The 17,660-nt window shown below is 40.0% G+C and carries 21 protein-coding genes and 1 riboswitch; of the genes, 9 read left to right on the plus strand and 12 right to left on the minus strand.

Annotated elements, in window-relative coordinates; translation table 11 throughout:
- The first annotated feature begins 4 nt into the window (after positions 1 to 4).
- Entirely contained in the window at positions 5 to 97 is a 93-nt protein-coding gene (locus tag EIH20_RS08760; RefSeq protein ID WP_420894250.1) for an IS3 family transposase, read from the plus strand.
- Positions 98 to 155: 58 nt separating this feature from the next.
- Here EIH20_RS08760 and EIH20_RS07985 read toward each other — a convergent pair whose 3' ends face one another.
- From EIH20_RS07985 to EIH20_RS08025, 9 genes are read right to left on the minus strand one after another with little or no spacing between them, the layout of a single operon-like run.
- Complete coding sequence (locus EIH20_RS07985) at positions 156 to 998, minus strand: MurR/RpiR family transcriptional regulator (RefSeq protein WP_164470916.1); 843 nt, start codon at positions 996 to 998, stop codon at positions 156 to 158.
- A gap of 20 nt (positions 999 to 1,018) precedes the next feature.
- Positions 1,019 to 1,927, minus strand: coding sequence for an N-acetylglucosamine kinase (locus tag EIH20_RS07990; RefSeq protein WP_124059527.1), 909 nt, complete (start codon positions 1,925 to 1,927; stop codon positions 1,019 to 1,021).
- Entirely contained in the window at positions 1,924 to 3,021 is a 1,098-nt protein-coding gene (locus EIH20_RS07995) for a DUF871 domain-containing protein (RefSeq protein WP_124059529.1), read from the minus strand. Before EIH20_RS07995 ends, EIH20_RS07990 begins: the two co-directional genes overlap by 4 nt.
- Positions 3,022 to 3,054: 33 nt before the next feature.
- Positions 3,055 to 4,422: a PTS sugar transporter subunit IIC gene (locus EIH20_RS08000; RefSeq protein WP_124059531.1), complete on the minus strand. Its 1,368-nt coding sequence runs from the start codon at positions 4,420 to 4,422 to the stop codon at positions 3,055 to 3,057.
- Positions 4,423 to 4,437: 15 nt separating this feature from the next.
- The gene (locus EIH20_RS08005; protein ID WP_124059533.1) at positions 4,438 to 4,746 is read right to left on the minus strand and encodes a PTS sugar transporter subunit IIB; all 309 of its coding nucleotides are present in this window, start codon (positions 4,744 to 4,746) and stop codon (positions 4,438 to 4,440) included.
- 16 nt (positions 4,747 to 4,762) lie between these two features.
- On the minus strand, positions 4,763 to 5,116 hold the full coding sequence (locus tag EIH20_RS08010) for a hypothetical protein (protein ID WP_124059535.1): 354 nt from the start codon (positions 5,114 to 5,116) through the stop codon (positions 4,763 to 4,765).
- A gap of 12 nt (positions 5,117 to 5,128) precedes the next feature.
- A complete protein-coding gene (locus EIH20_RS08015; RefSeq protein WP_124059537.1) occupies positions 5,129 to 5,455 on the minus strand; it encodes a PTS lactose/cellobiose transporter subunit IIA in 327 nt (108 codons plus the stop codon).
- Positions 5,455 to 6,375, minus strand: a complete 921-nt coding sequence (gene murQ, locus EIH20_RS08020) for an N-acetylmuramic acid 6-phosphate etherase (protein ID WP_124059539.1) — start codon at positions 6,373 to 6,375, stop codon at positions 5,455 to 5,457. The genes EIH20_RS08015 and murQ overlap by 1 nt, the downstream gene beginning before the upstream one ends.
- On the minus strand, positions 6,365 to 7,816 hold the full coding sequence (locus EIH20_RS08025) for a glycoside hydrolase family 1 protein (protein ID WP_124059541.1): 1,452 nt from the start codon (positions 7,814 to 7,816) through the stop codon (positions 6,365 to 6,367). The genes murQ and EIH20_RS08025 overlap by 11 nt, the downstream gene beginning before the upstream one ends.
- A gap of 228 nt (positions 7,817 to 8,044) precedes the next feature.
- On the opposite strand from EIH20_RS08025, the gene EIH20_RS08030 reads away from it, so the two are divergent.
- Positions 8,045 to 9,649 (plus strand): potassium/proton antiporter, encoded by a 1,605-nt coding sequence (locus EIH20_RS08030; RefSeq protein ID WP_164470917.1) that lies wholly within the window; start codon positions 8,045 to 8,047, stop codon positions 9,647 to 9,649.
- 52 nt (positions 9,650 to 9,701) lie between these two features.
- Here EIH20_RS08030 and EIH20_RS08035 read toward each other — a convergent pair whose 3' ends face one another.
- Positions 9,702 to 10,886, minus strand: a complete 1,185-nt coding sequence (locus EIH20_RS08035; protein WP_124059545.1) for a cation:proton antiporter domain-containing protein — start codon at positions 10,884 to 10,886, stop codon at positions 9,702 to 9,704.
- Positions 10,887 to 10,950: 64 nt separating this feature from the next.
- Positions 10,951 to 11,024: riboswitch (Fluoride riboswitch) on the minus strand.
- Between the two features lie 46 nt (positions 11,025 to 11,070).
- Positions 11,071 to 11,499: a GNAT family N-acetyltransferase gene (locus EIH20_RS08040; protein WP_124059560.1), complete on the minus strand. Its 429-nt coding sequence runs from the start codon at positions 11,497 to 11,499 to the stop codon at positions 11,071 to 11,073.
- 84 nt (positions 11,500 to 11,583) lie between these two features.
- Here EIH20_RS08040 and EIH20_RS08045 point away from each other — a divergent pair, with 84 nt between their 5' ends.
- A complete protein-coding gene (locus tag EIH20_RS08045; RefSeq protein ID WP_124059547.1) occupies positions 11,584 to 11,934 on the plus strand; it encodes an iron chaperone in 351 nt (116 codons plus the stop codon).
- A 36-nt stretch (positions 11,935 to 11,970) separates the two neighbouring features.
- Here EIH20_RS08045 and EIH20_RS08050 read toward each other — a convergent pair whose 3' ends face one another.
- A complete protein-coding gene (locus EIH20_RS08050) occupies positions 11,971 to 12,792 on the minus strand; it encodes a protein phosphatase 2C family protein (protein WP_124059549.1) in 822 nt (273 codons plus the stop codon).
- 424 nt (positions 12,793 to 13,216) lie between these two features.
- On the opposite strand from EIH20_RS08050, the gene EIH20_RS08060 reads away from it, so the two are divergent.
- The 6 genes from EIH20_RS08060 to EIH20_RS08090 all read left to right on the plus strand — a co-directional run bounded on the left by EIH20_RS08060 (position 13,217) and on the right by EIH20_RS08090 (position 17,608).
- Positions 13,217 to 13,531, plus strand: coding sequence for a YdcP family protein (locus EIH20_RS08060; RefSeq protein ID WP_000420682.1), 315 nt, complete (start codon positions 13,217 to 13,219; stop codon positions 13,529 to 13,531).
- 15 nt (positions 13,532 to 13,546) lie between these two features.
- On the plus strand, positions 13,547 to 13,933 hold the full coding sequence (locus EIH20_RS08065; protein ID WP_000985015.1) for a YdcP family protein: 387 nt from the start codon (positions 13,547 to 13,549) through the stop codon (positions 13,931 to 13,933).
- 28 nt (positions 13,934 to 13,961) lie between these two features.
- Positions 13,962 to 15,347 carry an FtsK/SpoIIIE domain-containing protein gene (locus tag EIH20_RS08070; protein ID WP_124059551.1) on the plus strand — a complete coding sequence of 462 codons (1,386 nt, stop codon included), beginning with the start codon at positions 13,962 to 13,964 and terminating at the stop codon, positions 15,345 to 15,347.
- 177 nt (positions 15,348 to 15,524) lie between these two features.
- The gene (gene mobT, locus EIH20_RS08080) at positions 15,525 to 16,730 is read left to right on the plus strand and encodes a MobT family relaxase (protein ID WP_000398284.1); all 1,206 of its coding nucleotides are present in this window, start codon (positions 15,525 to 15,527) and stop codon (positions 16,728 to 16,730) included.
- 42 nt (positions 16,731 to 16,772) lie between these two features.
- Positions 16,773 to 16,994 (plus strand): hypothetical protein, encoded by a 222-nt coding sequence (locus EIH20_RS08085; RefSeq protein ID WP_001009056.1) that lies wholly within the window; start codon positions 16,773 to 16,775, stop codon positions 16,992 to 16,994.
- 116 nt (positions 16,995 to 17,110) lie between these two features.
- Complete coding sequence (locus EIH20_RS08090) at positions 17,111 to 17,608, plus strand: antirestriction protein ArdA (protein ID WP_000342539.1); 498 nt, start codon at positions 17,111 to 17,113, stop codon at positions 17,606 to 17,608.
- Positions 17,609 to 17,660 lie beyond the last annotated feature (52 nt).

Consider the following 17,660-nt stretch of genomic DNA (forward strand, 5'->3'; position numbering starts at 1 on the left):
CTATATAGAATATTATAATTTAGTTAGGAAGAAGAGAAAATTAAAAAGCAAGACTCCTGTAGAATACAGAAATCTTGCTTTAATGACAGTGGCTTAATAAAAAGTTCAACTTTTTGGGTCCACTACAAAAATGGTCTTTTTAACAAATTATTCTTTTATTCCGACACTTCTTGAACGAAGTTTCGGGTTTTGATTAGATTCTTTTTGGTGCGATTGAAATCTAATCGCGCTAAGCCCAAATAAAGAAAATCGGTCACGACTAAGCTCGAGTTCCGTGACGCTATCGCACCGATACGGAGTGGCCGTTCCTCAATTGGGATGTAGATTGGTATATCTGCTATCTTAGCTAGAGGAGTTGTGGTGTTGTATTGAGTGATAGCAATAATTTTGGCCCCCGCTTGCTTGGCGCCTTTTGCCGCATCGCAAACCATCTTAGTTCGCCCTGAATAGGAGACTAAGATCAAGACATCCTCTGAAGTGATATGGGCAATTTGTGAGAGCATCAACTGTGATTCATGATGAAAAATCGCATCAAGATCAATCCGCACTAATTTATGAACTAGATCAAAGCACGGCACAGCACTACCACCAATGCCGAATAGATAGATTCGACGTGCTTTGTGCATGGCATCAATAGCGTTCTTTAGCTCCGCATGATTAAGAATAGCTAGCGTCTTCTCCAATTCATGGGTCAGATTCTGCTTGCTTTTGTTTAGCATTGTATCAAAACTATCTTCCTCACTCAGAACTGAGGTCCAGTCAGATACTTCCATGCCTTCATCTTTCGAGAGATCAACCTTCAAAGCCGCTATCCCACTATAGCCTAATTTCTGAGCAAATCTAACCCAAGTGGATGGACTTGTCTGAGTCTCTTTAGCTAAACTTTGCGTTGAGGAAGCCAACACTTGCGACAGATTAGCCTTGATATAGTCCGCGATCTTACATTCAGTCGACGTTAAATGGGGATAAATATTATTTATTTTAGATATACATGCCATCATTCTCACCTATTCTTGTTTTAACCATAGAATTCTTTCACTAATAGACTAGCACCTCGAGCCGGACTATAGCAAGCCTTCGTTAAATAAAATTTTGGTTCTATTAGTTCGGTTACTCGATTTTGTAACAAGACATTATTTTCGATTAATCCCCCAATGGTGACAACCGGCATAGGTTGCTGGTCAAAATGATCCTGATGACACAGAAGCAAATCGGCTAATTCTTGTGCAGCCTGGTTAATGATGTCTATCGCTACGGCGTCTCCGCTTTCAGCTAGCTGGCTCACAAGCACCGCCAACTTAGCCAATTGAGTTCGGCTAGAGTAATCCCTCGCTATTAGTTGAATGATTTCACCAGCATCGTCTAAGTGAAAATAGTCCATCAAATAAGCATATAACCGAGTTCGGGCTTCTCGACCATCTGCTTGACGAGTGAAATGATTTAGCAGTTGCTTGGCTAACCAATATGCAGATCCTTCATCTCCTAATAAGTAACCCCAACCACCACTGCGATAGAAATGATTTCCTTCTTTTGCTAAAACAATAGATCCTGTTCCAGCAATCAATAAGAGCCCGTCTTGACCGTTTAGACCCCCGTATAAAGCAATTTCGGCATCATTCCATATGTGATAACGTTCTCCCTTTAAAGCCAGTTGGCACATTTGCTCTATAGCCTGCCTCAAATCTGCATTGGCTCCGTAGCCAGCTAAACCCAGCCCAATAGATAGTTGATCACTTTGCGGCTTAAACGCGATGGCTGATTTTATTTGATTGACTCCCGTTTGAAGACACTCACGAGCTTGATCCATACTTACTTGCAAGAGATGGCAAGTCGGTAGCTTAACTTGAGCTACCAACTTGCCATTTTCATCATAACATTCGAATAAAGTCTTCGTTCCGCCACCATCTACACCTAAATAATACTTCATACTATGGCCTCTCTAAATTTGAATTTCTGCCAAGGTTTAATTGCGTCCAAAATGAAGCATTCATCCGAACTAATAGAACCGACAACATTCGACATACCTGAATTAGGCATATCTCGCAAGGCAATTTGCAACTCGCCCGCATAGTGACCGTATAAGCTACTTTCAATAATAATATCTCCTCGGCGAATCAAACTTGGAGCATGGTGTAGCTTAAATTCATGTCCCTTATATTTTACTCGGCTTTGTGTTGAACGGATAAAATAATCTGATTGATCTCCTCGACTAAAGTGTAACTCATCTAAGACAATTGCACGCTCAACCGTCGATAAGTCCTCAATTAATTGTACATCAAACGTCACCAATGACAGATCTAAACCTTGAACTTGCTTCAACTCCTCTGAGCTAGGATAACAATTTGAAATCAAAATATCATCGATCTCACCTAAAGCTAGCAAGTGCTTAATTTGCACATGCATCGGTAAGTTGCGGTGCATTTCTAAAGTTGGCAAACCCTGAGTGACTGGCCAAGGACCAAAGGTATTTTGGTTTTGGCTAGTAACAAAAGCGGCTGTTCTAAGACCATAGGCTTTAAAACGTTGCGTACATTTCTTGAAAAATTCGAGATTCAGACCAGAATAACCATGGGGATAGAAATTATGGCATCCTTGTAGGCAATAAGGATTAGGTTGATAATCCATGATCGTGTCTAAGGTATGGACATTATTGGACATATTAATTTCAATTTTCAAGCCATACTGATTATAAGTCATCATCGCTTCTTCAGCCCCAGTAAAGCCGACATCTAACCGTAGACCATCTGCTTCGATCTCCTTAAAGAAACTCAAGTCTTGATAACTGATCTCTAGATCTTTAAAAATACGAGGAGCGACATCCACTATAATTTCATAGCCTAGTTCATTAGCGTAGTGGTTAATTTCTTTAAATTCCTGAACGATTTCTTCTTTAGACTTGTTTACCGATAGAAGGCAGGAGAATATCCGTGAACATCCTGCTTTTCTAGCATCGGCTAAATAAGTCATAATATCTTCTTTACTAGATTTATCCGGATATATTGAAATACCAAGTTGTCTCACTTCTTATCCTCCTATTTCTATAGTTTTTTCATCTTAAAGATCGCTAGCCTTAACTTCTTCAACTAAGTCTGCTGTTTCTTCTTCTAGTAACTTTTTATCATACATTCTAAAGAATGGGTAGTATAAAACAATGGAAAGTAAAATTAATAAGATACTCAAAATAGCTGCTCGCAAATCGCTACCAGTTGCGATAAATGCACCAATCGGACCAGGCAAAGTCCATGGAGCTAATGCTACTACTTTATTAACCCATCCAAATGAGATGGCAAACCAAGTAATAAGAGCATTAATTACGGGAACCGCAATAAATGGAATGATTAACATTGGATTCAAGACAATAGGTGCCCCAAAAATCATTGGCTCATTAATATTAAAGATAGAAGGTACAACAGCCGTCTTTCCTAATGACTTACCATAAGCCGATCTTGAGAAGAAGGTAAAGAGAATAGCTAAGCCTAATGTTGCTCCAGATCCCCCAATGTTGACAAACCATTGATAGAATGGTTCAGCTGCAATATTAGTGATTACTTCATGATTAGAATTTGCTAAGGTATTTTGATCAAGTAAAATCAACCATAATGGACGGGCTAAAGAACCAACAATGGACCATCCGTGAATCCCGAAGGACCAGAAGAATTGAGATAAAATAACAATAATTAAAACAGAAGGTAATGAATCAGTCGCTTTAATTAATGGTGCGACGATGGTACCCACGATACTATGTAAATCAATTTCTAAGAAATAGGTGATCGTAGCTAAGACTAATAACACAATAGTCGTTGGTGTTAATGCTTCAAATGACCGCGCTACTGAAGCTGGAACTTGTGGAGGCATCGAAATCTTAAAGCCAGATTTTTGGGTAAAACGATAGACTTCTACCGCAAAGAAGGAAGCCAAGATTCCAATAAACATACCGGCTGATCCTAGGTTTGGCATTGGCATCACGAAACCTACAGGCAAACCATTGACAAATTCTTGCAATTCAGGATTTTGACCCGCTAATTTAGTAATTCCTTCGGTCGCTGCTGGAATCATCTTTGGTGTGATCGTAAGTAAGAATGCTAATTCTGACAAGATACCACCTGAAAGTCCATCTAAATCATAGGATTGAGCCAATGAATGACCAATGCCGAATACAGCATATAAAGTCATGATGTACATAGAAACACGGTGAGGCAAAAGAATTTTGGTCTGATTTTCACGTAAGAAACTAGTTATAGCCCAATCCTGTGGTAATGAATCTGGTAGAAAGGCAATAACTAAAAACATTGACGCGACAATAATAATCGGCAAAGTAGCAATAATCCCATCGCGAATCGCACGTAAATGACGTTGCTCAGCTAAGCGAGCCATTGGGGTTGAAAGTTTTTCATCCATAAATTGAGTTATTTTATCGAACATGGTTTTCCTCCTTAATTATAGACCTAACTCTTGATTAACTTGAGCTAGTAATTTTTTACCACCGAGTGGTGTGTAACCTTGTGGTTGAATTAAAATGCAAGGGACATTAGCCGCTTGAGCCTGCGCTTTCAAGGTATCAAAGCGATGACGAATTTGCGGAGCTACTAAAGCAATCGCGTAATCTCGTTTAATTTCTTCTTCAAATGCTTGTGTTCCACATTCTACTACTTGTAATTCTTGTCCTGCTGCTTGCGCGGCCTCTTGCAAGGCTTTAGCACATATTGCAGATGACATTCCACCTGAACATACTAATAACGCTTTCATCTTTCTCTTCCTTTCTTCACATTAGAACTCCAGAAACTAAGAATAATAAAATAAGACACCCAATAAATAATGACCATAACACCGTTACCAACCAAAAGCGTCTACTAAATCCTTGCTTGGTTTGAATAAAATATTGCGTAAAGGCTACGATAAATCCGCAAAGAAAACCGCCTATGAGAATCATGCCCCAATAGTAATCTATTCCTAGCCATTTTAAGAGTGACGGCAATCCTAACCACACGAGCATAATCCCACTTAACATAACTAAAGCCGCTTTATAACCAAATTTAGGAATATCATAATCCGTCTTCATATAAGGTGGTTCGTTCTGCTTTGTTGACAAAACTTTACTTGGCTTTGTCTTTGGCATCTCTCAGCCTCCTTAACCTTGCGCTTCAATGGCAGCTAAACGTTTATACAAACGAATCATACCATCGGCCATCGAACGCACCTCTAAAGCGGTCATCAAATGATCTTGAGCATGAACAAATAAAATTGATAACTCATGATGTTGTCCTTGTGCTTCTTGATGAAGTAAATCCGTTTGCGTTTGGTGAGCCACTTTTAAGAATTCATCAGCTTCATCCAATAAGGCTTGCGCCTGATCAAAATCGCCTTCTTCAGCACTTTTCAAGGCTTCATACACAAGACCTTTAGCATTGCCACCATTCGATATCAAATTAAAGATAATTAATTCTGTTTTTTCCATTATTTCACCTCACTATCAATATGATTTAATACATGTCGGAGATGCCCTTCATGTTCAAGCAATAAATCACTAGCTTGCCTTTGATCTACCTTCGCTAGTTCCATCAAGATGGCCGTCTTAACTTGTTTACCACTATCAAGATATAAGGTTCTAGCTCGGTCTTCGTCTAAACCTAGGATTTCCTGAATCAGATGAATAGCCCGATTCTCTAACTTATGATTAGTTGGCTGTAGATCAACCATATAATTTTGATACACCTTACCTAACTTAATCATCAGACTAGTCGAAATCATATTTAGGATTAATTTCTGAGCTGTACCGGCCTTCATCCGTGTTGACCCCGTCACCACTTCAGGCCCAGTTATCACATCAATAGGATAGTCCGCCACTTGACCGATACGACTATTTTGAACACAGGCAATAGAACCTGTTTTTGCTCCACAAGAATGGGCAAACTCTAAAGCCCCTATCACATAAGGTGTCCGTCCACTAGCGGCCAAGCCAATAACAAAATCATGACTTTGAAGCTGGATTTCTCTTAAATCTTTCTCTGCACCGTCTTGGCTATCTTCAGCCCCTTCTTGTGCTTTAAAGACTGCGTCAAGGCCACCCGCAATGATACCTTGAACCAAGTCAGGCTCTACCCCGTAGGTAGGTGGACATTCCGAAGCATCTAGAATCCCTAAACGGCCCGAGGTGCCGGCGCCAACATAAATTAGACGCCCGCCCTTTTTCATTTGCTCATAAGCTGCGTCTACTAGGGCTCCAATAGCTGGAATCACTTGGCTAATCGCTTGCGGTACACTCTGATCTTCATGATTAATCATTTTAAGCATATCAAGCGTAGCAACTTGATCGATATTTCGTGTACGAGGATTCGTTCTTTCTGTATTTAGTTCCAATAAATCTTTAACTTCCATGGCTAACCCCTTTCTGCTGAGAAATATAGTTTCGATACCAATCGAAGCTGGCTTTCTTAACACGACGGTAGCTTCCTCGACCTAGATTATCCGCATCTACAAAAATCACCCCATACCGTTTCTCCATCTCACAGGAGCCTGCGGAAACCAAATCAATGATTCCCCACATAATGTAAGTTAAAACATCCACTCCATCTTCTACTGCAAGGTGTATCTGTTTAAAGTGATCAGCAAGATAATTTATCCGATCTTGATCATGAATCTGGCCGTTTGAATCGAGTTGCTCATGAGCTCCGAAGCCATTCTCTGAAATAACCACTGGCAGATGATAACGGTCATACATCTTATTTAAAGCTGTCCGCAAACCAATTGGGTCTATTTGCCAGCCCCAGTCTGTGGCAGTCAAATATGGATTCTTAGTTGATACAACAAGATTCCCTGCCGTTTTATCTGTCTCATCGGTTGAAATAACTGACGACTGATAATACGAAATGGAAACAAAATCAACGGTATAGGTTTTTAATAATTGAAGGTCTTCCTGAGTTCGTTCCAATTTTATCCCGTGAGAACGGAAATATTGTTCCATATAATAGGGATAAGAACCCTGGGCCATTACATCTGTAAAATACCATTGATGCCTTTGCTCTTCTTGGATCAGCTTCAAGGTATCTTCCGGCTTGCAGGTGTAAGGATAATAATTAAAGAAGGCCACCATCGAGCCAAATTTGGCATGGCAAATTTGGCGTCCCATCTTAATAGCTAGGGCATTAGCCACAAACTGATGATGAAGAGCTTGGAAGATATCTTCTTCGTTATATTCCCCTTTATCATCCTTCAATAAACCGATGCCATTGAAAGGTGAGAAATAACCGGTATTAATTTCGTTAAATGGTAAACAATAATCAATTTGGTCTCCCCAACGAGTCAAAACAGTTCGAGCAAAGTTCAAATAGTAGTCCACTACTTTACGGTTCTTCCAACCGCCATAGGTTTCGACTAAATTTAAGGGAATAGCATAATGATACATGGTAAGAAAGACCTTAATGTTTTTCGCTTTTAAATAGGCGAAGATCCGATCGTAATAGGCTAAGCCCTCTGGATTGGGTTCTTTTTCCGTTCCATTAGGAAATAAACGGGCCCATGAAATCGAGAAACGATAAATATCGAGTCCTAATTCAGCAAGCAAGTCCAAATCTTCTTGCCAAAATTCATAACCTTTAGATCCCTGCCGAAATGGATAAAAGGCTGATGAATCCGGGTCTTTAGCTTGATCGATTGCCGCACGATTAAGCAAACGAGTTCGAGTGGTTGCTTGGTCTTTTTGAAAAATATAAGGTCGGCAGTCTTGGGTATCCATCCCTTTTCCACCGGCTTGCCATGCCCCTTCATATTGACTGGCACAAGTTGCTCCGCCCCAAAGAATGGCTGAACTCTTCTCCATGACAAATTCTCCTTTCTTGATAGCCCTTTCATATGCATCTTATCATGAATCATTTTATTTTGGAAGAAAATTCGCAAATTATTTTAAAAAATAAGGAATAAAATTTCTTTGTTGTATCATTGTGCAGCAAAAAACCGGAAGTTGCAGTTAACAACATCCGAGTTGAATTTTAGACTCAACAGTAATTTTATGAGACAATATAATTATAACAACAAGGAGAGTGATGCTTTGAATACTATTATATTTCTTAGTTCTCTGATAATACTAATCTGTATTGCTCTATCCAAATTTTCACAAAAAATTGGATTGCCTGCCCTCCTACTCTTTATTCTTCTAGGAATGGGATTTACCCATCCCCACCTGCTTAATATTTCTTTTAGTAATTTTTCCTTAGTCGATCACGCCGCTAGTGCAGCCCTACTCTTTATTATGTTTTACGGTGGCTTTAACACTCGTTGGCAAGAAGCCCGCAAAGTCGCGATTGAATCTATTTTATTAGCAAGCATTGGAGTCGTTCTGACAGCCTTTCTGACAGCCTTCCTTATATATTATCTTTTAGGTTGGCCCTTCAAGTACAGCTTCTTAATTGGCTCGGTACTTAGTTCTACCGATGCAGCATCAGTCTTTGCGATTATTCGGTCTAAAAAATTAGCACTCAAATATAACACTTCTTCACTTTTGGAGCTTGAAAGCGGCTCGAATGATCCTGCTTCTTTCCTTTTAACAAGTATCGCCGTTCAGAATCTTAGCCATCCCATTGGGACTACTCAACTTTTTGGTCAAATAATCTTACAAATTGGTCTCGCCCTACTAATCGGCTACGGTCTATTTAAAATGACACACTGGTTTCTTAACCGCGTTCAACTTCCGCAAACGATGGTCACTGTACTTATCTTTGCTCTAGCCATGATGACATATAGCTTGACCAATCTGAGCCAAGGCAATGGCTACTTAGCCGTCTATTTATTTGGTATCCTTCTGGGAAATAGTTCAATACATGATAAGGCTAATTTAGTCCACTTCTTTGACGGTCTCACTACTGTCATGCAAATGGGCCTTTTCTTTGCGCTAGGATTATTATCCGATGCCAAGTTACTTAACCAAGTATTTGTAGAGGGCCTTTTGGTTTTTGTTATTTTGACCATACTTGTTAGACCTTTAGTTGTCAGTCTCATTCTTATCCCGTTTAAAGCCCCCTTAGCTAAAATAGCCTTAATTTCTTCGGCGGGCTTAAGAGGCGCAGCTTCAATTGCATTTGCCATCATGGCTCATACCCGCATGACTCAGCATTCCGTAGATATTTTCCATTTGGTCTTTGTAGTAGTTCTCCTTTCTATTTTATTTCAAGGAAGTCTATTGGCTTGGAATGCCCAGAAATTATCCATGACAGATGACTTAGCTAATCCATTAAAATCATTCAGTGACTATGCTGAAGAAAGACCCATTGAATTCATTGGATTCCTTGTTAACGATAACTTACATCCTTGGGCCGGACAAAAAATTGCGGATTTAAATATCCAACCTGACCTACTGATCGTGCTAGTAATTCGAGAGGATCATCCCATGGTACCAGATGGCCAAACCCAACTCGAAATTGGCGATAAAGCCGTCTGTATTGCTAAAACATTTACTCACAGCTATGATTTCACATTAAATGAAGTGACTATCGAAGCAGATTCTCCTTACCTCACTTCTCCTTTAAGTAGATTTAATCAAACCAATAAACTCTTAGTTCTAATCAAACGAGGAAATAAACACATTATTCCTGACGGAACCACCCAATTACAAATTGACGACGAAGTCATCTACCTTAATAGCGGATCTCCCTCTTAAAAAAGAAAAACCCGGAAGTTGCAGTTAACAACTTCCGGTTTAATTTCTACTATTAAGCTTTGTCTAACATTTTCGCATAGGTCTCATCAATAAAGATAGCACCCAGAGGAGCAGTCAAAATAATGGCCATGACCGCCACCGTTAAAATCAAATTTCCGCTAGCTAAGCCACTAGTAAGCGGAATTGATCCAATGGCTGCTTGAACGGTTGCCTTAGGTAAATAGGCTCCTACACAGAAGAAGCGCTCTTTCCAAGTGAGATTAGTATAACTTAAAGAAAGCATAACCCCTACACTTCTAAAGATAAGTGCTAGGAAGATGATTGCCACTACGGCTAGGCCGGAATGAGACAGGTAACGAATATCGACAGCAGCCCCAACCAGAACAAAAAGCAGAATTTCGGCCGCTAACCAAATTTGCCCGAAGTTCTGACTCAAGAATTGGGTCTCTACCGGTTCTAGTTTTTCTTTCAAACTAGCTGCCATGACTACAACCGCAATGAGGCCGGAGATTGCCACCCATTGTTCAACAAGCGGCTCAAGGGCTACTAGAGCTAATGCGAAGGCCAAAATGAGGATAAGTTGATTAACACCACGAATAGCTACTACTCGTTTCGTGATTTGCGGAACCAACCACGCAGCCACAAGTCCAAGCCCAACTCCTAAGACCACCGATTCTGGAATTTTAATGAGACTGAATAGATCAGCCCGCCCCCCCAAAGCCATCTTCAAGAAGCTCGCAAAGAGGACAATGACGAAAATATCATCCATGGAAGCCCCAGCCAAGATAATTTGCGGAATTCCTTTAGCTTTTCCGTAACCTTTGTCCATCAGGTAAACCATACGCGGCACAACCACAGCGGGCGAGACCGCTCCTAAGACCGCTCCTAAGACTAACGCATCAACCGGTAACATTCCTAAAATGACCGGTGCTAAAAGGAAATAGCCTAAAATCTCCATACTAGCCGGTAAACATGACATCAACAAAGCCGGTCGACCGACCCGTTTTAGATCATCCAGATCAAGTGATAAACCCGCTTTAATTAGAATAATTACCAAAGCCAACTTACGCACTTCACCAGAAATAGCCAGCATATGCTCATCTAGCCAGCCCAATCCAAAAGGGCCGACTAACATACCCGCTATTAACATACCAATCAACCGTGGAAGACGGAAGCGAGCCGCTAATTCGGCTAATAAAATACCTAACAAAAAAATAAGCGCCAATGATTGTAACATATATTCCTCCAAACAGATTATTAGGACCTTTTACACAAAAAAAGCTGATGAATCCGTGACAAAATAAGCCACAGAAGTCATCAGCTCGATAAGCGGTTTTGGCCTCAGCCATGGGAGAACCTCATTCCCAACGTAAGGCTAATCTTACCATGCTTTGGGTTAATAAACAAGCTTTCTTAAACGGTTACTTCAAAATCATATCCAAATGCGGAATATTATCTTCAAGGTATATTTCGGACACCGGTTGGAAGCCAAAATTCGCATAGAAATCTTGGAGATAAGCTTGAGCCTGGGCATGAATGGTTAAGTCAGGAAAGCGATTCTGACAGGCTTCGATAGCTTGGCTGACAAGTTCTTTTCCAAGCCCTTGTCCTCGGTATTCTGGCGCGACAATCACTCGCCCAAGATGAACGATACTTTCATCTGGAATTAAACGGTAATAAGCCACAAGCTTATCATTTTCCCATCGCATCCCATGCCAACAATTAAGATCTTGTTCATCCACCTCTTGATAAGGACAAGCTTGTTCGACAACAAAAACCCGTGTGCGCAAGTAATAGATAGCAAACAACTCTGTCGTTGATAATTCAGAAAAAGATTTAATTTCCCACATAATATCACTCCGAGATTTATTAGTTAACATTCCTTCATTGTGAGCCTATACTGAACTAAATAACAAAATAAGGAGCCCATTGTAATGATACCAACTACTCCCATTCAAACTTATATTCAAAATGCCCAGCCCCATCACCAAGCCTATTTGAAACAAATTGACCAATTAATTCAAGAATTACTGCCTCAGGCTAAAGGCAAGATTAGCTACCAAATGCCCACCTACTGGGATCAGCATAACATCATTCATTTTGCAGCTAACCAGAAGCATCTGGGCCTCTATCCAGGGGCGAAAGCAATTGTATATTTCGCTGATGAACTTGATCAATTAGGCTTGCACTATTCTAAAGGCGCTATTCAAATTCCCTATAACCGAGCTCTCCCCCTTGATTTTATAATACGACTAATTAAGAAAGCCTGGGAACTTAATCACTAGACATTAATAAAGTATTGGACCTTCTTTTAAATCAAGTTATTCCTCTGAAACTTGAAATCGTACATAAGTCCGGTCATCAAAAGAAGCATAACCCGCTTTAAGTCCTTTAGTCGAAGGATGGCGGTAAAGACAATCCGGATCTTCTGCTAAACAATCAGCCAAATAAGCCTCCGTCTGGACTAAGTTCATAAAAATTTGCGGATAGCCGTCTGATGCCATAACGATATGTCGGTCTTCTTTTGCCAATGGGATGGTCTTAATGAGCTTTTGGGGAATGGGTTCACCATTTAAGACCGAATAACCCAAAGGTGAGTCCGGACAATTAGCAAATATGCGAGTTTGAACTAACCATGGTTGGATTAAGTCCCGAGCTTGGCTAAGGTTAGCTTGGTCATCAAGTTGAGTGGTAGCTCGATTAGTCTCTACGACTAATTGACGAAAACCAGCTAGAATATCATCACTAAGCTTACTGATTTTATAGAATCGGCCTTCAACTAAAGCTTGGCAATCACCGATTAACCAAATTGTGTGATGGTAGGCTGAATAGATGGCAGCAGCAGCCTGAATCCCAAATTGGTGTTGATCATATGGAAAGTTATTTGTTGCGTAGAAGTCTTGATAATATTGATTAATCTGATTAATAATCTCCTCGATATCTGCCTTAGGATCTACTTGCCCCATAGCTTCAAGAGCTAATTCTGAAGCAATCTTGCCCGTACTTTTCCCATTCAATTGAAAGGGCACCTTTGCAGTAACCCCATCAAACACTGCTACAAAGTGTTCAGAGACATACAGGCTATCTTCACATAAGTCTAGATTAATTTTGCCTTCCCTAGCTGATTCGATTATTTTAATCATAGAAATACTCCTTCATTCATTAACGATTCTGCTTTTATTATAAACTAAGTCCCCTATTTTTTCTAAAATCAGTGCTTATTTTTAATTTAAAAATAGCATAAAAATCTAGTTATCCGCATAAAAACTGGACTTATCACACTTTATCAAGGTCAAAACCACTCAATTTACTACTAATTTACTACTTATGAATGAGCTTTGATACGACGATTTATCCTTGAAAAGTGAAGATATAAAGATACTTCCAATAAAATTTGAATATTTAATAGGTAGACACTTCAAAAAATGAGGTGTCTATTTTTTTACCCGATTTTGAAAGGAAGTGAACTTATGAAAACAAAAAATCAAGAATCAAAAGGTCGTTCCCCACTCTTTAAGACCATCAAACATTCATTCAGCCAATAAAAAAGAAAGGATAGGTAAAAATATGGAACTTAAATTTGTGATTCCCAACATGGAAAAAACATTCGGCAATTTAGAATTTGCTGGCGAGGATAAAGTCGTTCAGCGAAGAATCAACGGACGGCTAACTGTCTTATCAAGAAGCTATAATCTCTATTCTGATGTTCAAAGAGCAGATGATATTGTGGTGGTGCTTCCTGCTGAAGCTGGCGAAAAACATTTCGGCTTTGAGGAACGTGTGAAGTTAGTCAATCCACGTATTACCGCAGAGGGCTACAAAATCGGCACTCGTGGTTTTACAAATTACCTTTTACATGCTGACGACATGATAAAAGAATAAAGAAAGAGAGGAAAAATGATGAGATTAGCAAATGGCATTGTATTAGATAAAGACACGACTTTTGGAGAATTGAAATTCTCTGCTCTACGTCGTGAAGTGAGAATCCAAAATGAAGACGGGTCGGTTTCAGATGAAATCAAGGAACGTACCTATGACTTAAAATCCAAAGGACAAGGACGCATGATTCAAGTAAGTATTCCTGCCAGCGTGCCTTTGAAAGAGTTTGATTATAACGCACGGGTGGAACTTATCAATCCCATTGCGGACACCGTTGCTACTGCCACCTATCAAGGAGCAGATGTTGACTGGTATATCAAGGCAGACGATATTGTGCTGACAAAGGATTCTAGTTCATTCAAAGCTCAACCACAAGCAAAGAAAGAACCGACACAAGACAAATAGTCGCTAGGTAGAAAGGAGACTTTTTCGCATGAAACAGCGTGGTAAAAGGATTCGCCCATCTGGTAAAGATTTAGTCTTTCATTTTACGATAGCGTCACTCCTGCCTGTTTTCCTGCTGGTTGTCGGACTGTTTCATGTGAAGACAATCCAGCAGATCAACTGGCAGGATTTTAACCTATCACAAGCAGATAAGATTGACATTCCCTATTTAATTATCAGTTTCAGTGTCGCAATTCTTATCTGCTTGCTGGTAGCGTTTGTATTCAAACGGGTTCGCTATGATACGGTTAAACAACTTTACCACCGTCAAAAACTGGCAAAGATGATACTTGAAAACAAGTGGTATGAATCTGAACAGGTCAAAACAGAGGGTTTCTTTAAAGATAGTGCTGGTCGTACAAAGGAAAAGATAACCTACTTCCCTAAAATGTATTATCGACTTAAAAATGGCTTGATACAGATACGGATGGAAATCACGCTGGGAAAATATCAAGACCAACTCTTACACTTGGAAAAGAAATTAGAGAGTGGCTTGTACTGTGAGCTGACGGATAAAGAGTTAAAGGATTCCTATGTGGAATATACTTTGCTCTATGACACCATAGCCAGTCGTATTTCTATTGATGAAGTAGAAGCTAAAGATGGTAAACTTCGCTTAATGAAAAACGTATGGTGGGAATATGATAAGCTCCCTCATATGTTGATTGCTGGTGGTACAGGTGGCGGTAAAACTTACTTTATACTGACACTGATTGAAGCCTTGCTTCATACAGATTCAAAACTGTATATTCTTGACCCGAAAAATGCTGATCTTGCGGACTTAGGTTCTGTGATGGCAAATGTCTACTATAGAAAAGAAGACTTGCTTTCTTGCATTGAAACATTCTATGAAGAAATGATGAAACGTAGTGAGGAAATGAAGCAGATGAAGAACTATAAGACTGGCAAAAATTATGCTTACTTAGGTCTCCCGGCACACTTCTTAATCTTTGATGAATACGTCGCTTTCATGGAAATGCTGGGAACAAAAGAAAACACCGCAGTTATGAATAAGCTGAAACAGATTGTCATGTTAGGTCGTCAAGCTGGCTTCTTTCTAATACTGGCTTGTCAACGTCCAGACGCAAAATATTTAGGCGACGGAATCCGTGATCAGTTTAATTTCAGAGTGGCTTTAGGTCGTATGTCTGAAATGGGCTATGGCATGATGTTTGGCAGTGACGTACAAAAGGATTTCTTCTTAAAGCGAATCAAAGGTCGTGGCTATGTTGATGTAGGAACAAGTGTCATATCAGAGTTTTATACTCCCCTTGTACCAAAAGGATATGATTTCTTGGAGGAAATTAAAAAGTTATCCAACAGCAGACAGTCCACGCAGGCGACGTGCGAAGCGGAAGTCGCAGGTGTGGACTGATCTTGCTGGCTGGTGTGGCAATAGCCACGCCAGCACTTAACCCCCCGTATCTAACAGGGGGGTACAAATCGACAGGAAACAGTCAAAAAAACATTAGAAAATCCTTTGGTTACAAGGGATTTACAAAATTTCAGCGTATGTCAAATGGGCTTTAAAAGTTGACATACGCCTTTTTGATTGGAGGGATTTTTACTGAATGAACAAACTTGGTTACAGCATTTAAAAGAAAAACGCTTGGCTTATGGACTATCTCAAAACCGTTTAGCTGTTGCGACTGGTATTACAAGGCAGTATCTAAGCGATATTGAAACAGGAAAAGTCAAGCCATCAGAGGATTTACAGCAGTCCCTTTGGGAAGCTCTGGAACGCTTCAATCCCGACGCTCCCCTTGAAATGCTGTTTGATTATGTAAGAATTCGCTTTCCGACAACAGACGTACAGCAGGTGGTCGAAAACATCTTACAACTGAAACTGTCCTATTTTCTTCATGAGGACTATGGTTTCTATTCTTATTCAGAGCATTATGCTTTAGGCGACATATTCGTCCTTTGCTCCCATGAACTGGACAAAGGAGTTCTGGTGGAATTGAAAGGTCGTGGGTGCAGACAATTTGAAAGCTATCTTCTGGCACAACAAAGAAGCTGGTATGAGTTCTTTATGGACGTTTTGGTGGCTGGCGGTGTGATGAAACGCCTTGACCTTGCCATTAACGATAAGACAGGGATTTTAAATATCCCTGTACTCACTGAAAAGTGCCAACAGGAAGAATGTATCTCCGTCTTCCGCAGTTTTAAAAGCTATCGCAGTGGCGAACTGGTACGCAAAGAGGAAAAGGAATGTATGGGAAACACCCTCTATATCGGTTCATTACAAAGTGAAGTTTATTTCTGTATCTATGAAAAGGACTACGAGCAGTACAAGAAAAATGATATTCCCATTGAAGACGCAGAAGTAAAAAACCGTTTTGAGATTCGATTGAAAAATGAGCGTGCCTATTATGCAGTCCGTGATTTACTCGTCTATGACAATCCAGAGCATACCGCCTTTAAAATTATCAATCGGTATATCCGTTTTGTAGATAAAGACGATTCCAAACCTCGTTCTGATTGGAAACTGAATGAAGAATGGGCTTGGTTTATTGGGAACAATCGTGAACGATTAAAACTAACCACAAAACCAGAGCCTTACTCCTTCCAAAGGACGCTGAACTGGCTATCTCATCAAGTTGCCCCGACCTTAAAGGTTGCGATTAAACTTGATGAAATCAACCAGACGCAGGTTGTAAAAGACATTCTCGACCATGCGAAACTGACAGACCGACACAAGCAGATTTTGAAGCAACAGTCAGTAAAAGAACAGGACGTGATAACAACAAAAAAATAACTCAAATACAAATTCATTGAATATAGAGAGGAGAACATTTTTATGAATTTTGGACAAAACCTTTATAACTGGTTTCTATCAAACGCTCAATCACTGGTGCTTTTAGCAATCGTTGTGATTGGCTTGTATCTTGGCTTCAAGCGTGAGTTTAGCAAACTGATTGGCTTTTTAATTATTGCGATTATTGCGGTTGGCTTAGTCTTCAACGCTGCTGGAGTAAAAGACATTTTACTAGAGCTATTCAATCGCATTATTGGTGCTTAAATAAAACCGTTCTTTTGTGGAATATAAGTGGTTTTCTTATGTTCCGCAAAGGAATGGTACACCAAACGAAGTGCGGTAGGGATTTTTGAATCTCTACAAAGAAAGGACGTGAATATATGGACGATATGCAAGTCTATATTGCGAATTTAGGCAAATACAATGAGGGCGAATTGGTCGGTGCGTGGTTTACCTTTCCCATTGACTTTGAGGAAGTCAAAGAGAAAATCGGCTTGAATGATGAATATGAGGAATACGCCATTCATGACTACGAGTTACCCTTTACGGTTGACGAATACACTTCCATTGGCGAACTCAATCGACTATGGGAAATGGTATCGGAATTACCCGAAGAATTACAATCGGAGCTATCTGCTCTGCTCACTCATTTTTCAAGCATTGAAGAACTAAGCGAACATCAAGAGGATATTATCATTCATTCCGATTGTGATGATATGTATGACGTGGCACGCTACTACATTGAAGAAACGGGTGCTTTAGGCGAAGTACCAGCTAGTCTTCAAAACTATATTGATTATCAAGCCTATGGTCGGGATTTAGACCTTTCAGGAACGTTTATCTCAACCAATCATGGGATTTTTGAAATCGTCTATTAAATCTGTCGGTACATTACTACTGGCAGATTTTCTATTTTACGGGGTGGCTCAA

It is taken from the genome of Vaginisenegalia massiliensis (assembly GCF_900604935.1).
Lineage (GTDB): Bacteria > Bacillota > Bacilli > Lactobacillales > Aerococcaceae > Vaginisenegalia > Vaginisenegalia massiliensis.

Coding starts and splice junctions, on each gene's coding strand:
- EIH20_RS08035 (WP_124059545.1), bottom strand. CDS start 10,886: ATGTTACAATCATTGGCGCTTATTTTTTTGTTAGGTATTTTATTAGCC.
- EIH20_RS08045 (WP_124059547.1), top strand. CDS start 11,584: ATGATACCAACTACTCCCATTCAAACTTATATTCAAAATGCCCAGCCC.
- EIH20_RS08040 (WP_124059560.1), bottom strand. CDS start 11,499: ATGTGGGAAATTAAATCTTTTTCTGAATTATCAACGACAGAGTTGTTT.
- EIH20_RS07990 (WP_124059527.1), bottom strand. CDS start 1,927: ATGAAGTATTATTTAGGTGTAGATGGTGGCGGAACGAAGACTTTATTC.
- EIH20_RS08025 (WP_124059541.1), bottom strand. CDS start 7,816: ATGGAGAAGAGTTCAGCCATTCTTTGGGGCGGAGCAACTTGTGCCAGT.
- EIH20_RS08060 (WP_000420682.1), top strand. CDS start 13,217: ATGGAACTTAAATTTGTGATTCCCAACATGGAAAAAACATTCGGCAAT.
- EIH20_RS08010 (WP_124059535.1), bottom strand. CDS start 5,116: ATGCCAAAGACAAAGCCAAGTAAAGTTTTGTCAACAAAGCAGAACGAA.
- EIH20_RS08000 (WP_124059531.1), bottom strand. CDS start 4,422: ATGTTCGATAAAATAACTCAATTTATGGATGAAAAACTTTCAACCCCA.
- EIH20_RS08085 (WP_001009056.1), top strand. CDS start 16,773: ATGAATTTTGGACAAAACCTTTATAACTGGTTTCTATCAAACGCTCAA.
- EIH20_RS08050 (WP_124059549.1), bottom strand. CDS start 12,792: ATGATTAAAATAATCGAATCAGCTAGGGAAGGCAAAATTAATCTAGAC.
- murQ (WP_124059539.1), bottom strand. CDS start 6,375: ATGGAAGTTAAAGATTTATTGGAACTAAATACAGAAAGAACGAATCCT.
- EIH20_RS08090 (WP_000342539.1), top strand. CDS start 17,111: ATGGACGATATGCAAGTCTATATTGCGAATTTAGGCAAATACAATGAG.
- EIH20_RS08070 (WP_124059551.1), top strand. CDS start 13,962: ATGAAACAGCGTGGTAAAAGGATTCGCCCATCTGGTAAAGATTTAGTC.
- EIH20_RS08005 (WP_124059533.1), bottom strand. CDS start 4,746: ATGAAAGCGTTATTAGTATGTTCAGGTGGAATGTCATCTGCAATATGT.
- EIH20_RS08065 (WP_000985015.1), top strand. CDS start 13,547: ATGATGAGATTAGCAAATGGCATTGTATTAGATAAAGACACGACTTTT.
- EIH20_RS07985 (WP_164470916.1), bottom strand. CDS start 998: ATGGCATGTATATCTAAAATAAATAATATTTATCCCCATTTAACGTCG.
- EIH20_RS08015 (WP_124059537.1), bottom strand. CDS start 5,455: ATGGAAAAAACAGAATTAATTATCTTTAATTTGATATCGAATGGTGGC.